The 12,591-nt window shown below is 69.5% G+C and carries 11 protein-coding genes; 9 read left to right on the forward strand and 2 right to left on the reverse strand.

Annotated elements, in window-relative coordinates:
- Positions 1 to 10: 10 nt before the first annotated feature.
- From panC to lysX, 4 genes are all read left to right on the forward strand, one after another.
- Positions 11 to 844, forward strand: a complete 834-nt coding sequence (gene panC, locus AB0J42_RS26640; protein ID WP_364298979.1) for a pantoate--beta-alanine ligase — start codon at positions 11 to 13, stop codon at positions 842 to 844.
- A gap of 75 nt (positions 845 to 919) precedes the next feature.
- Positions 920 to 3,445, forward strand: a complete 2,526-nt coding sequence (locus AB0J42_RS26645; protein WP_364298981.1) for an L-aspartate oxidase — start codon at positions 920 to 922, stop codon at positions 3,443 to 3,445.
- A gap of 3 nt (positions 3,446 to 3,448) precedes the next feature.
- Positions 3,449 to 4,231 (forward strand): type III pantothenate kinase, encoded by a 783-nt coding sequence (locus AB0J42_RS26650; protein ID WP_364298983.1) that lies wholly within the window; start codon positions 3,449 to 3,451, stop codon positions 4,229 to 4,231.
- 137 nt (positions 4,232 to 4,368) lie between these two features.
- Positions 4,369 to 5,850 carry a bifunctional lysylphosphatidylglycerol synthetase/lysine--tRNA ligase LysX gene (lysX, locus tag AB0J42_RS26655; RefSeq protein WP_364298985.1) on the forward strand — a complete coding sequence of 494 codons (1,482 nt, stop codon included), beginning with the start codon at positions 4,369 to 4,371 and terminating at the stop codon, positions 5,848 to 5,850.
- A gap of 32 nt (positions 5,851 to 5,882) precedes the next feature.
- On the opposite strand, the gene AB0J42_RS26660 is transcribed toward lysX, so the two are convergent.
- Positions 5,883 to 7,067 carry a cytochrome P450 gene (locus AB0J42_RS26660; RefSeq protein ID WP_364298987.1) on the reverse strand — a complete coding sequence of 395 codons (1,185 nt, stop codon included), beginning with the start codon at positions 7,065 to 7,067 and terminating at the stop codon, positions 5,883 to 5,885.
- Between the two features lie 191 nt (positions 7,068 to 7,258).
- Between AB0J42_RS26660 and AB0J42_RS26665 the strand changes: the two genes are divergently transcribed.
- Positions 7,259 to 7,471 (forward strand): LuxR C-terminal-related transcriptional regulator, encoded by a 213-nt coding sequence (locus tag AB0J42_RS26665; RefSeq protein WP_364298989.1) that lies wholly within the window; start codon positions 7,259 to 7,261, stop codon positions 7,469 to 7,471.
- A gap of 32 nt (positions 7,472 to 7,503) precedes the next feature.
- Here the strand turns inward: AB0J42_RS26665 and AB0J42_RS26670 are convergent, their stop codons facing one another.
- Positions 7,504 to 8,493 (reverse strand): C40 family peptidase, encoded by a 990-nt coding sequence (locus tag AB0J42_RS26670; RefSeq protein ID WP_364298991.1) that lies wholly within the window; start codon positions 8,491 to 8,493, stop codon positions 7,504 to 7,506.
- A 310-nt stretch (positions 8,494 to 8,803) separates the two neighbouring features.
- Here AB0J42_RS26670 and AB0J42_RS26675 point away from each other — a divergent pair, with 310 nt between their 5' ends.
- The 4 genes from AB0J42_RS26675 to AB0J42_RS26690 all read left to right on the forward strand — a co-directional run bounded on the left by AB0J42_RS26675 (position 8,804) and on the right by AB0J42_RS26690 (position 12,180).
- Entirely contained in the window at positions 8,804 to 9,364 is a 561-nt protein-coding gene (locus tag AB0J42_RS26675; protein WP_364298993.1) for an amino-acid N-acetyltransferase, read from the forward strand.
- A 202-nt stretch (positions 9,365 to 9,566) separates the two neighbouring features.
- Positions 9,567 to 10,733 (forward strand): RDD family protein, encoded by a 1,167-nt coding sequence (locus tag AB0J42_RS26680; RefSeq protein WP_364298995.1) that lies wholly within the window; start codon positions 9,567 to 9,569, stop codon positions 10,731 to 10,733.
- A 112-nt stretch (positions 10,734 to 10,845) separates the two neighbouring features.
- Positions 10,846 to 11,334, forward strand: coding sequence for an RDD family protein (locus AB0J42_RS26685; RefSeq protein WP_364298997.1), 489 nt, complete (start codon positions 10,846 to 10,848; stop codon positions 11,332 to 11,334).
- A gap of 513 nt (positions 11,335 to 11,847) precedes the next feature.
- On the forward strand, positions 11,848 to 12,180 hold the full coding sequence (locus tag AB0J42_RS26690; RefSeq protein ID WP_364298999.1) for an Lsr2 family protein: 333 nt from the start codon (positions 11,848 to 11,850) through the stop codon (positions 12,178 to 12,180).
- The last annotated feature ends 411 nt before the right edge of the window (positions 12,181 to 12,591 follow it).

Consider the following 12,591-nt stretch of genomic DNA (forward strand, 5'->3'; position numbering starts at 1 on the left):
GAGGCTGCGCATGGACCCGATCGTCGCCAGGAACCGCACCGACCTGATCGAAGCCCGCCGTGACGGGACTCTGGCTCTCGTCCCCACCATGGGCGCCCTGCACGAAGGGCACCGCTCACTCATCAGGCTCGCCCGCGAGCGGGCCGACCAGGTCGTCGTCAGCATCTTCGTCAACCCGCTGCAGTTCGGCCCGGGCGAAGACTTCGCCCGCTACCCGCGCACGTTCGACGCCGACCTGGAGGCGTGCCGGGAGGAGGGGGTGGACGTGGTGTTCGCCCCGTCGGCCGACGACATGTACCCGCCCGGCCGCCAGGTGAGCGTGTCCGCGGGCGAGATGGGGCGGATCGTCGAGGGCGCCTCCCGGCCCGGCCACTTCGACGGCATGCTCACCGTGGTGCTCAAGCTGTTCAACCTGGTGCGCCCGGACCTGGCCGTGTTCGGGCAGAAGGACGCCCAGCAGCTGGCCCTGATCCGCCGCATGGCGGCCGACCTGGACGTGCCCGTGGAGATCGTCGGCGCCCCCACCGTCCGGGAGCCCGACGGCCTGGCCCTGTCCAGCCGGAACCGCTACCTGTCGGCCGGCGAGCGCCGGGTGGCGCTTACGCTGTCGCGCGCCCTGCTGGCCGCGGCCGACGAGCCGGGCGCGGCCCAGGTCCGCGCCACGGCCGCGAAGGTGCTGGCCGAGGCCCCGCCCGAGCTGGAGGTCGACTATCTGGTGCTGGTCGACCCGGCCACGTTCACGGAGGTTCCCGACTCGTACGAGGGAGAAGCCGTTCTGGCGGTGGCCGCCCGCGTGGGCGCGACGCGGCTCATCGACAATGTGGTGGTGCGGCTGGGCCGGTAGCGGGCCCGGGGCGCGCGCATCCCCAGCGACGCATTATCGTCATATTGACGAGATAGCCCCGTTCGAGGAGGGCCCATGAGTGCACCGGCGATTCCCCTGCGGCTGACGGCCCCCGATCCCGGCTGGACCGCCGAGGCCGACGTCGTCGTCGTCGGATCCGGGATCGCCGGACTGACCGTGGCGCTGCGCTACGCCGAGCTGGCCCCGGACGAGCGCGTCCTGGTCGTGACCAAGGACGTGCTCTCCTCCGGCTCCACCCGGTGGGCGCAGGGCGGCATAGCGGCCGTGCTGGACCCCGGCGACAGCCCCGACGAGCACCTCAACGACACGCTGCTGGCCGGGGTCGGGCTCTGCGACACCCAGGCGGTGCGGACGCTGGTGACCGAGGGCCCGGGCGCGCTGCGGCGGCTGATGGACCGCGGCGCCCGCTTCGACCGCACGCCCGACGGGAGGCTCCAGCTCACCCGCGAGGGCGGCCACCGGCGCGACCGCATCGTGCACGCCGGCGGCGACGCCACCGGCGCCGAGGTGCAGCGGGCGCTGGTGGAGGCGGTACGCGCGAGCGGCATCGAGGTGATCGAGCACGCCCTCGTCCTCGACCTGCTCAAGGACGCGCGGGGCCGGGCCACCGGCGTGACCCTGCACGTCATGGGCGAGGGCGCGCGCGACGGCGTGGGCGCGGTGCGGGCCCGCGCGGTCGTGCTCGCCACCGGCGGCATGGGCCAGGTGTACGCGGCCACCACCAACCCGGTCGTGTCCACCGGCGACGGCGTCGCGCTGGCGCTGCGGGCCGGCGCGGTCGTGCGCGACCTGGAGTTCGTCCAGTTCCACCCGACCGTGCTGTGGCTGGGCGAGGACTCCACCGGCCAGCAGCCGCTGATCTCCGAGGCGGTACGGGGCGAGGGCGCGTTCCTGGTCGACCACGACGGCGAGCGGTTCATGACCGGCGTGCACGAGCTGGCCGACCTGGCGCCGCGCGACGTGGTGGCCAAGGCGATCATGCGGAGGATGCGCGAGACCGGGCGCGACCACGTCTTCCTCGACGGCCGCCACTTCGGGGCCGAGACGTGGCAGACCAGGTTCCCCACCATCCAGGCCGTCTGCCGCGCTAACGGCATCGACCCGGTCACCGACCTCATCCCGGTCTCCCCGGCCGCCCACTACGCCAGCGGCGGCGTCCGTACCGACCTGCACGGCCGCACCTCGATCGAGGGCCTGTACGCGTGCGGCGAGGTCGCCTGCACCGGCGTGCACGGCGCCAACCGGCTGGCCTCCAACTCGCTGCTCGAAGGGCTGGTGTTCGCCGAGCGCATCGCCGAGGACGTGCACCGCTCCCGGCCGCGCCCCGGCCCCCCGGAGCGGACCGAGGCCCCGGCCGGGCTGGTCGACCCGCGGGTGCGCCCCCGGATCCAGCGTCACATGAGCACCGGCGCCGGCGTGCTGCGCAGCCGCGACTCCCTGGTGACCACGGCCAGGGCGCTGCGCGACGCCCGGTGGACGCCCGTCCACGTGGCGCCGTGCACCGAGTCCTGGGAGGCCACGAACCTGCTCACCGTCGCCACCGTCCTCGCAGGCACGGCGGCGGCGCGGCTGGAGACCCGCGGCTCCCACTGGCGGGAGGACCACCCCGAGCGCGACGACCACGAGTGGCTCGGGCACCTGGACGTGACCCTGACCGAGGAGGGCCTGCACATGACCTTCACCCCGCACGGCGACGCGATGCCGGGCAGACTGGCCCAGGAGCTCACCGCCGCCGGGCTGGACCCGGCCGGCGTGGACGCGGTGATCGACCGGGCGCTGGCCGAGGACCTGTCGGCGGCAGGCGACGTCACCAGCATCGCCACCATCCCGGCCGGGCAGCTCTCCTCGGGCGACCTGGTGGCCCGCGCCGACGGCGTGGTGGCCGGCCTGGCCGTGGCCGAGGCGGTGTTCCTGCGGCTGGGCGCGACCCGTACCGAGAGGAAGGCCAAGGACGGCGAGCGGGTCCGCCGGGGCGAGGTGCTGATGTCGGTGGAGGGCCCGACCCGGGCTCTGCTGACGGCCGAGCGGACGGCGCTGAACCTGGTCACCCACCTGTCCGGGATCGCCACGCTGACCGGGCGGTGGGTCGAGGCGATCAGCGGCACCGGGGCGCGGGTCCGCGACAGCCGCAAGACGCTGCCGGGGCTGCGCGCGCTGGAGAAGTACGCGGTGCGCTGCGGCGGCGGCCTCAACCACCGGATGTCGCTGTCGGACGCGGCGCTGATCAAGGACAACCACGTGGTGGCCGCCGGAGGGGTGGCGCAGGCGTTCCGCGCGGTGCGCGAGCGGTACCCGGACCTGCCGATCGAGGTCGAGGTCGACAGCCTCGCGGAGCTGGAGGAGGCGCTGGACGAAGGGGCGGATCTGATCTTGCTCGACAACTTCACGGTTGAGCAAACCGCCCAAGCCGTACAAATCGTGAGAAATCGTGGCAGTAAGGCGGTTGCGCTCGAAGCCAGCGGGGGATTGACCTTGGAATCGGCCCGTGATGTGGCGGAGACTGGCGTCGACTACCTTGCGGTAGGCGCCTTGACCCACTCGGCGCCGGCCCTTGACGTCGCACTGGATCTACGGGGGTAACACATGCTGCTCACGATCGACGTCGGCAACACCCACACCGTGCTCGGGCTCTTCGAGGGCGAGGACGTCATCGAGCACTGGCGGCTGGCCACCGACGCCCGCCGCACCGCCGACGAGATCGCGGTCCTCCTCCAGGGCCTGCTCGCCCAGTCGCCCCTGCTGAAGAGCGCCGACGTCGGCGGCATCGCGATCTGCTCGACCGTGCCCAGCGTGCTCAACGAGATGCGCGACATGTGCCGGCGCTACTACGGCGACGTCACCGCCGTCGTGGTGGAGCCCGGCGTCCGCACCGGCGTCCCCGTACGGATGGACAACCCCAAGGAGGTCGGCAGCGACCGCATCGTGAACGCGCTGGCCGCCATCGACCAGTACGGCGGCCCGTGCATCATCGTCGACTTCGGCACCGCCACCTCCTTCGACGCCGTCTCGGCCAAGGGCGAGTACATCGGCGCCGTCACCGCCCCCGGCATCGAGATCTCCGTCGACGCCCTGGCCGCCGCCGGAGCCCAGCTCCACAAGGTGGAGCTGATCAGGCCCCGCTCCGTCATCGCCAAGAACACCGTCGAAGCCCTCCAGGCGGGCATCATCTACGGCTTCGCGGGCCAGGTCGACGGCATCGTCGAGCGGATGGCCGCCGAGCTGGCCGACGACCCCGACGAGGTCACCGTGGTCGCCACCGGCAGCCACGCCGGCCTGGTCGTCGGGGAGTCGCGCTCCATCGACGTCCACGAGCCGTGGCTGACGCTCATCGGCCTGCGTCTCATCTACCAGCGCAACACCGTCTGACGCCGCGCGGGCGGACCCTGCTGCTCGGGAAAGGGGGACCGCCCGCGTAACTCATGGGTAACAGAGGGTGGTTGCACGCCCCCTGCAGGGGACCGACGAGACCTTGCAGGTGGCCGTATCCCCTACCCTGTGGTGGTGTGAGCGACGAACTTCCCGAGCAGATGCGCATCCGGAGGGAGAAGCTCGACCGCCTTCGCGCCGAAGGCGTCGACCCTTACCCGGTGAACTTCCCCCGCACGACCACCCACGCGGAGGTCAGGGAGAAATACCAGGGCCTGGAGCCCGACACCGCGACCGGCGACCGCGTCGGCGTGGCCGGGCGCGTCATGCTCAACCGCGTGGGCGGCAAACTCTGCTTCGCCACGCTGCGCGACGGCAGCGGCGACCTCCAGATCATGATCTCCCTGGACAAGGTGGGGGAGGAGTCGCTCGCGTCCTGGAAACACGACGTCGACCTGGGCGACCACGTGGGCGTCGAGGGCGAGGTGATCACCTCCAGACGCGGCGAGCTGTCCATCCTCGCCGACCGCTGGGAGATCACGTCCAAGTGCCTGCGCCCGCTGCCGGAGAAGCACATCGGCCTGACCGACCCGGAGGCGCGGGTCCGCCAGCGCTACGTCGACCTCATCGTCAACGACGAGTCGCGCAGGATGGCCCGTATCCGCAGCGCCACCGTGCGCGCCGTGCGCGACTTCTGGCACGAGGAGGGCTACCTCGAGGTCGAGACGCCGATGCTGCAGCCGATCCACGGCGGCGCGTCGGCCCGGCCCTTCGTGACCCACATCAACGCCTACGACATGGAGCTCTACCTCCGCATCGCGATCGAGCTCTACCTCAAGCGGCTGGTCGTCGGCGGCATCGAGAAGGTCTTCGAGGTCAACCGCAACTTCCGCAACGAAGGCGCCGACTCCACCCACAACCCCGAGTTCACCATGGTCGAGGCCTACGGCACCTACCTCGACTACCACGACATGGCCGAGCTGACCCAGCGGATGTACCAGAAGGCCGTGGTGGCGGCGCTCGACACCACCGTGGTCCGGCACGGCGACGTCGAGATCGACCTCGGGCTGGCCGAGTGGCCCCGGGTCAAGCTCTACGACCTGGTGTCCGGCGCGGTGGGAGAGGAGGTCACCACCGAGACCCCGCTCGACCGGGTCCGCGCCCTCGCCGACAAGCACGGCGTCGAGTGGGACCCGAAGTGGGGCCAGGGCAAGCTCGTCCAGGAGCTCTTCGAGGAGCTGGTGGAGCACACCCTGATCCAGCCGACGTTCGTCATGGACTACCCGCTGGAGACCTCCCCGCTGGCCCGCGTCCACCGCGACAACCCGCTCCTCACCGAGAAGTGGGACCTCATCGGCTTCGGCACCGAGCTCGGCACCGCCTACTCCGAGCTCAACGACCCGCTCGACCAGCGCCGCCGCCTGGAGGAGCAGTCCCTGCTGGCCGCGGGCGGCGACCCCGAGGCGATGCAGCTCGACGAGGACTTCCTCCAGGCCCTGGAGTACGGCATGCCCCCGACGGGCGGCATGGGGGCCGGCATCGACCGCATGGTCATGGCCTTCACCGGCCGCAACATCCGCGAGACCATCCTCTTCCCGCTGGTCAAGCCCACCCGCTGACGCCCGCGCCGTAGCGCGGCCCGCCCGCCGCGCTACGGCCGGTTCAGCCGCACGGGCAGCTCCGCCAGCCCGCGCAGCACGAGGTTCTCCCTGTACGGGGGATCCGGGTCCGCCAGCTCCAGCCCCGGCGCCGCCGACGCGAGCGCGGCCAGCGCCACCTCGCCCTCCAGCCGGGCCAGCGGCGCCCCCAGGCAGAAGTGGATGCCCAGGCCGAACGCCAGGTGCCTGCCCGGCGCCCGCCCCACGTCGAACCGGTCCGGATCGGGGAACACCTCCGGGTCCCGGTTGGCCGCGCCGACCAGCGCCAGCGTCATCGTGCCTGCCGGCACCTCGACACCGCCCAGCTCGGTGTCCTCCCGCGCGCTGCGGGCCGTGAGCTGGACCGGCGGATCGTACCGGAGCACCTCCTCGACGACCTGCCGCGGCCGCTCCGCCGCCAGCCCCAGCACGCCGTGCCTGACCAGGTTGAGCACGCCGTTGGCGATGAGGTTGACGGTCGTCTCGTGCCCGGCCACCAGCAGCAGCACGCACGTGGCCAGCAGCTCCCGCTCCGTCAGCTCCTCCACCTGGACGAGCGCGCTGAGCAGGTCGTCGGCGGGCCGGGCGCGCCGCCGCGCGATCAGGTCCCGGAAGTAGTCGTGGAACTCGCGCCGGTGGCGCGGGCCGCGCTCGGCCAGCTCGTCGCCGACGATCGGGTCGAGGCTGCGCGCCAGCGTCTCGCTCCAGGTTCGGAACCGCTCGTGGTCCTCGGGCGGCACCCCCAGCATCTCGCTGATCACCATGACGGGCAGCGGGTAGGCGAAGTCGCGGACCAGGTCGGCCTCGCCGGGCAGCGCGGCGATCAGCTCGGCGGTGATCGCCTCGATGCGCGGTCGGAGCCGCCGTACCATCCCGGGGGTGAAGGCCTTGCTGACGAGGCCGCGCAGCCGGGTGTGGTCCGGCGGGTCCATCATGAGGAACGAACGGGCCGGTTCGTCCGGGCCGGGCTCCTGCTGGTGGCCGTGCCCGAAACGGGGGTCGCGCATGATGGCCGAGCAGAGCTCGTGGGAGGTGGCGACGATCAGCCCGGCGCGTGTGCGGTAGAGGGGCCGGGGCAGCTTCCGGTAGCGAGAATACGGATCGCGCAGGAAACCATATTCGTACGGGTCGAAACCCAGGATGTCATCGGGCGTCGGCGCAGGTGGCGAGGCGTTGTCAGAGGCGCTGTGATCGATCATTCCGCTCCGAAATGTGTCGATATATGCCGAGTACGTCACATAGCCGAGAGCAAGTCAATGGCCGGGGTCAAGTCGGGCAGATCTTGTGCTTGACGGTCTTTCCCGGATGCGTTTACGTAGTCCGGGACGAGCCAGGCCATGAGGCTCGTGCCAGTACGTCACAGAGGTGTCTGTTGGGGGGAGGGCTCCCAGTGGGTGTGCTCAGTGAAAATGTCGAACTGAGCCCTGCGGATCTGGCGTTGCTGGCTGAACTTGCCAAGGGCGTCACTGTCGACCGTGTCGGGCGGCGCCTGGATTGCAGCGGCCGCACCGTACGGCGACGATTGCGCGGCATCTGCGACCGGATCGGGGTGGCCACGGCCATCGAGGCCGTGGCCTGGGCGGCGCGCCGCCAGCTGATCTAGGCGGATTATCTAGGCAGGGCCGCTCACTCGGCTCAGTCGGCGATGCGCACCGCGCCGGCGTAGGGCCGGCGGTCGATCGAGGCGATCCGTACGACGTCGCCGGTCCGCGGCGCGTGCACCATCATGCCGCCGCCGAGGTAGATGCCCACGTGGTGCAGGTCGCTGTAGAAGAAGACCAGGTCGCCGGGGCGCAGCTCGTCGCGGGAGATGTGCCGGCCCGCGGTCCACTGGTCGCCGGTGTAGTGCGGCAGCGAGATGCCGACCCGCCGGTAGGCGGCCATGACCAGCCCCGAGCAGTCGTAGCCGCTCGGCCCCGCCGCGCCCCACACGTACGGCTTGAGCTGCTGCGTGAGGGCCCAGCGGGCGGCCTGGACCGCCTTGCCGTCGCCCGCGAGGGGGAGGTTCACCTTGACCGCGCGGGTGCCGGGGCGGCCCGCCTCGCCGAGCGCGCGCCTGAACAGCCGGCTCTCGACCTTGGCGACGAGCTTGGTGATGCGGTCGCGCTTGGCGCCGAGGTCCTTGACGATCGCGTCGACCTCGTCGATGCGCTTCTGGGCGCCCTTCCTGGCCCGCTCGGCCGCCTGCGTCGCCTTGGTGAGATTCAGCACCTCCACGCTCTGCTGCTGCCGCAGGGCGTAGGTGGTGGCCGCGCGGTCGAGATAGGTCTCGGGGTTGCCGCCCGCGGTGAACTCGAGGACCCGGCTGAAGCCGCCCGTCATGTACTCGGCCTCGACCAGCATCGTCGCCTTGGCCTTCTTGGCGGTCAGGTCGGCCTCGGCGGTGGCGAGCCGCTTCTTGGCGTTGGCGACGGCCTTCTTGGCGGCCTTGAGCTTCTCGCGCTGGCCGTTGTACTGCTCGGTCAGCGTCTCGATCTCCAGATGCATCTCCTCGACCTGCTCGGAGAGCTCCTTGAGCGAGGGCCTGGGGTCGGCGGCGACGGGACTCGCGGGGACGGCGATGAGCAGGGCGGCCAGGGCGGCGCCCACGATGCCCCTCCCCTTGCGGTCACGCGTGCGCTTCACCAATCAAGGCTCCTTCCGCCCAGGTTCTGGCTGCCTGCGGCTGTCGGGGATCGGGCTGGGACACTAATGCACGCCCGGTTCCTGCTCAACCGGAACTGCTGATTCGGTAGAGGTTTCGCAACCGAACGGTCACAGCACGATCTCACGATCCCGCATGTGGCAAAGACTTTATGTCCCTTTTGTCCCTACTTCGTACGGAGATGGGACGGCAAGCGCGCGGGAACGGTCGTCCACCTATCAGGCGTTGCACGAAGGGCGGACGTCCCGGGTTAGGGGTGAGCCGTAAACGCACTCTGTACGCTGGAGAGCCATGGAGCAGGTCGCCGAACGCGCACTTCCTGACACGGAAGTCCTGGTCCGGCGTGCCCGGACACCGGACGTCAAAGCCATCAAAAGCCTGGTCGACACCTACGCGGGAGCCGGTCCCCGGCTGCTGGAGAAGGCCACCGTCACCCTGTACGAGGACGTGCAGGAGTTCTGGGTGGCCGAGCGCGGAGGCCAGGTCGTGGGCTGCGGCGCGCTGCACGTGCTCTGGGAGGACCTGGCGGAGATCAGGACCGTGGCCGTGCACCCGGAGGCGCGCGGGCTGGCCATCGGCCACCGCATCGTGCAGGCCCTCATCGACACGGCCAGAGAACTGGGTCTGCAGCGGGTGTTCTGTCTCACTTTCGAGGTCGACTTCTTCGCCCGCCACGGCTTCCGCGAGATCAAAGGGACCCCCGTCTCCCCCGAGGTCTACGCCGAGCTTCTGGCCTCGTATGACGAGGGTGTGGCCGAGTTTCTCGACCTGGAACACGTCAAGCCCAACACGCTCGGGAACACGCGAATGTTGCTCCACCTGACCTCGGACGATGCGGATCTTGACCGGTAGAAAAGGTGATTGTTGCCAGTCATGTCGATACGTTGTCCAGGACAGGCATATGCCCTGACATGCGCCACACGCGCACGCGAAGCGAGGTGACACGGTGAGCACCGGACAGCCGCCGTATCCGCAGGATGATCCGCAAGGGCATCATCCCGGATACGGGCACAACCCGGGACGCCCCCCAGGCGACGATCCCGATGCCACGGTCGTGGGTTTCAGGGCCGACGACCCCTACGGCCAGCAGCCGCCCTACGGGCAGCAGCAGCCCCAGTACGGTCAGCCGGGTCAGCAGGGCTATGGCCAGCAGGGTTACGGCCAGCAGCAGTACGGCCACCCCGACCCTGGGCAGCAGGGATACGGTCAGCAGGGCCCCTCGCAGCCTGATTACGGTCAGCAGCCCCCGTACGGGCAGCCCGACTACGGGCAGCAGTACGGGCAGCAGCCGCCGTCCCAGCCTGGATACGGACAGCCGCAGTACGGGCAGCAGCCGCCCTCTCAGCCCGGCTACGGGCAGGGGTACGGGCAGCAGCCTCCCTCCGGGCAGCCCGGCTATGGGCAGCCGCAGTACGGTCAGCAGCCTCCTTCCCAGCCCGGTTACGGCCAGCAGGCCGAGTCCCAGCCGGGGTTCGGGCAGGGTTACGGGCAGCAGCAGTACGGTCAGCAGCCCGAGTCCCAGCCCGGCTACGGGCAGGGGTTCGGCCAGCAGCCGCCGTCCCAGCCTGGTTACGGGCAGCCTCAGTACGGTCAGCAGGCTCCGTACGGTCAGCAGCAGTACGGCCAGCCCGGTTACGGCCAGCAGCAGCAGTACGGCCAGCCGGCCTACGGGCAGCCCGGATACGGCCAGCCGGTCGGCGTGCAGCCGCCGGGCGCCCCGGCGCCGCTGGCCGAGTGGTGGCAGCGGCTGGTGGCGAGGCTCATCGACGGTGCCATCTTCGGTGTCGTCTTCTTCCTGATCTCCCTGCTGCTGGGCATTCTCTTCGTGGCCAGCTACAACTCCGCTACGGGCGTCACCACCGGCTGGCTGAGCTCGTGGGTGGTCAACCTCATCACGTGGGTTCTGCTGGGTGGCATCTACGTCGCCTACGACTTCTTCATGACCAGGATGAACGGTCAGACGGTCGGCAAGATCGTGATGGGGATCAAGGTCGTCCCGGTCGGCGCTGCCATGCCGCCCGGTGGCCTGCCGAACGACATGGCGCTGAAGCGGGCCGGTGTCACCTGGGGTGGTTACCTGCTCTGGTTCATTCCTCTCCTTGGTGCGCTCGTCGGCGGAATCCTGGTCATGCTCAACGCCGCCTCGCAGCTGTGGGACAAGCCGTTGCAGCAGACGTTCGCCGACAAGTTCGCCGGCACTGTGGTGGTCAAGATCAAGTAGCTCGGCAGTCCCCGGAAAACAGGGATCGGTGATCCACCGGTCCCTGTTTTCGTGTGTGTGCCCCGTATCAAAATGGGAACGGTCGGGTCACCGAAGGGGCGAGGTGAAGGTTATGGCCGGGACGCCGCCGCAGGCCGATCCGGTGCCCGCGGAATGGTGGGAACGGCTGGTCGCCCGGGTCATTGAAGCGCTCGTGTTCGGGGTGTTCTATTACATTCTGTTCATTGCGCTGTGGGGTATCTTCCGGACTGTAGGGGTGCTGGGGCTCTTCGAGGGTCGTTTGCCCGGAGTGTGCGCCTGGGTGCTCGCGGGGCTGGGTTATACGGTCTACGACTGGGTCATGCTTTCGCGGGGCGGGCGCACGTTCGGGAAGGCGATCATGCGGATTCGGGTGGAGCCGGGCGGGCTCGGCGCGCGTGACCGGACGAAGCGGGTTCTGGGCTATCCTGCTCCCGCCATCGTGATGGGCATTCCGGTGCTCAATCTGCTGGCCGGAATGTTCGTGTTCGCGGTGGGCCTGCTCATCCTCATGGACAAGCCGCTGCAGCGTGGGCCCCATGACAAGCTGGCGGGGACGCTCGTGGTTAAAGATCATTCTTGAGCCGAGAAGCCCGTGTGTCCCTTTTCAGCAAACTTGAGGGAGATCCGGTAAGGCATCTGGAGAGACTGGCATTAGGCTATGGGGCGTCCGGGTTGCCGGATGTTGATGCCCCTGCCAGGCTATGGGCATCTATGTGCCGCTATGGTCAGCGGTGCGAAGGTTGTCACCCAGAGCGACACCAGGGGCGGTCAAGCCGTACCCGTCGCACCGTGCGTACATAAAACGCCAGGAAACCCCCCGTCCGCTGTGGAGGCGAGGACGAATGGAACTTGTGACAGAGGTATTGTCGGCGCTCATCCCGCCGGCCGTCGTGGGGGGCGCCTTCATCTTTGGCGTGGTGAAGTTGGTCCGCGCCGAGGGCCCCGGCAGGCGGCCAAACCGGCAGGATCAGGCCGAGAAGAGCAACTGATCAGCGGCTCAGCAAAATCGTTGCTGACCTGAATTGTCTTAACGCCTTACCGGGTATATGTTTGGGCGAGCGAATGAAACAATGCTCCGGAAAGGATTGCGTAGATGGCCAAGCAGATCCAGGAGATTCTCATCGATGACCTCGATGGGGGCGAGGCCAATGAGACGGTCAGCTTCGCTATTGACGGCGCTTCCTATGAGATTGACCTCAGCGACGTTAACGCCAAGAAGCTGAGGGACGCGCTCTCGCCATTCGTGCAGCACGCTCGCCGGGCCGGGGCGGTCGCCACGCGCCGTCGCGGCCGGGGCGGGCAGCGGGCGATGAGCCGCGAGAAGAGCGCCGAGATCAGGCAGTGGGCCAAGGCCCACGGCCTCCAGGTCAGCGAGCGGGGCCGAATCGCCTCCACGATCGTCGAGAAGTACGAGGCGGCTCACTAAGAGGAGTCGCCGGGTAGACCATGCGCTTATGCCGTTCGCCTAAGGACCCCGGCGACCGCCATAAGCGCATGATCGTGCAGGGCGAATCTCAGATCGTGGACGCTTTCTGCTCTTCGATCTTCTGATTCGCCTGAAACGTGGGCATTTGGGTCTTCGCATCGAACCGCCGTCTGCGTGTTTTGGCGGTTTTGTCGGGGATGGCGGGGCTCCAGCGCATTCGCGTGAGCTGGGGCCCCATCGCTGTTGTACGGGCGTAGAAGAAGCCGCTCAGCGGGGCGGCCGCGCATTGCGCGCACTTCCCGCATCCGGTACGCCACCTAGCGTTCCCGCCCGCCTGGCCGGGGCGATCAAGCCGGACCGGTAACGCCGCTGACCAGACGGCCGGATTTCGCTCTGAGTGATGCCTCCCCT

This window comes from Nonomuraea sp. NPDC049649 (assembly GCF_040675175.1).
Taxonomy (GTDB): domain Bacteria; phylum Actinomycetota; class Actinomycetes; order Streptosporangiales; family Streptosporangiaceae; genus Nonomuraea.

Excerpts from the sequence above, each read along its gene's own strand:
- AB0J42_RS26645 (WP_364298981.1), top strand. The coding sequence starts at position 920 with ATGAGTGCACCGGCGATTCCCCTGCGGCTGACGGCCCCCGATCCCGGC.
- AB0J42_RS26685 (WP_364298997.1), top strand. The coding sequence starts at position 10,846 with ATGGCCGGGACGCCGCCGCAGGCCGATCCGGTGCCCGCGGAATGGTGG.
- panC (WP_364298979.1), top strand. The coding sequence starts at position 11 with ATGGACCCGATCGTCGCCAGGAACCGCACCGACCTGATCGAAGCCCGC.
- AB0J42_RS26650 (WP_364298983.1), top strand. The coding sequence starts at position 3,449 with ATGCTGCTCACGATCGACGTCGGCAACACCCACACCGTGCTCGGGCTC.
- AB0J42_RS26675 (WP_364298993.1), top strand. The coding sequence starts at position 8,804 with ATGGAGCAGGTCGCCGAACGCGCACTTCCTGACACGGAAGTCCTGGTC.
- AB0J42_RS26660 (WP_364298987.1), bottom strand. The coding sequence starts at position 7,067 with ATGATCGATCACAGCGCCTCTGACAACGCCTCGCCACCTGCGCCGACG.
- AB0J42_RS26690 (WP_364298999.1), top strand. The coding sequence starts at position 11,848 with ATGGCCAAGCAGATCCAGGAGATTCTCATCGATGACCTCGATGGGGGC.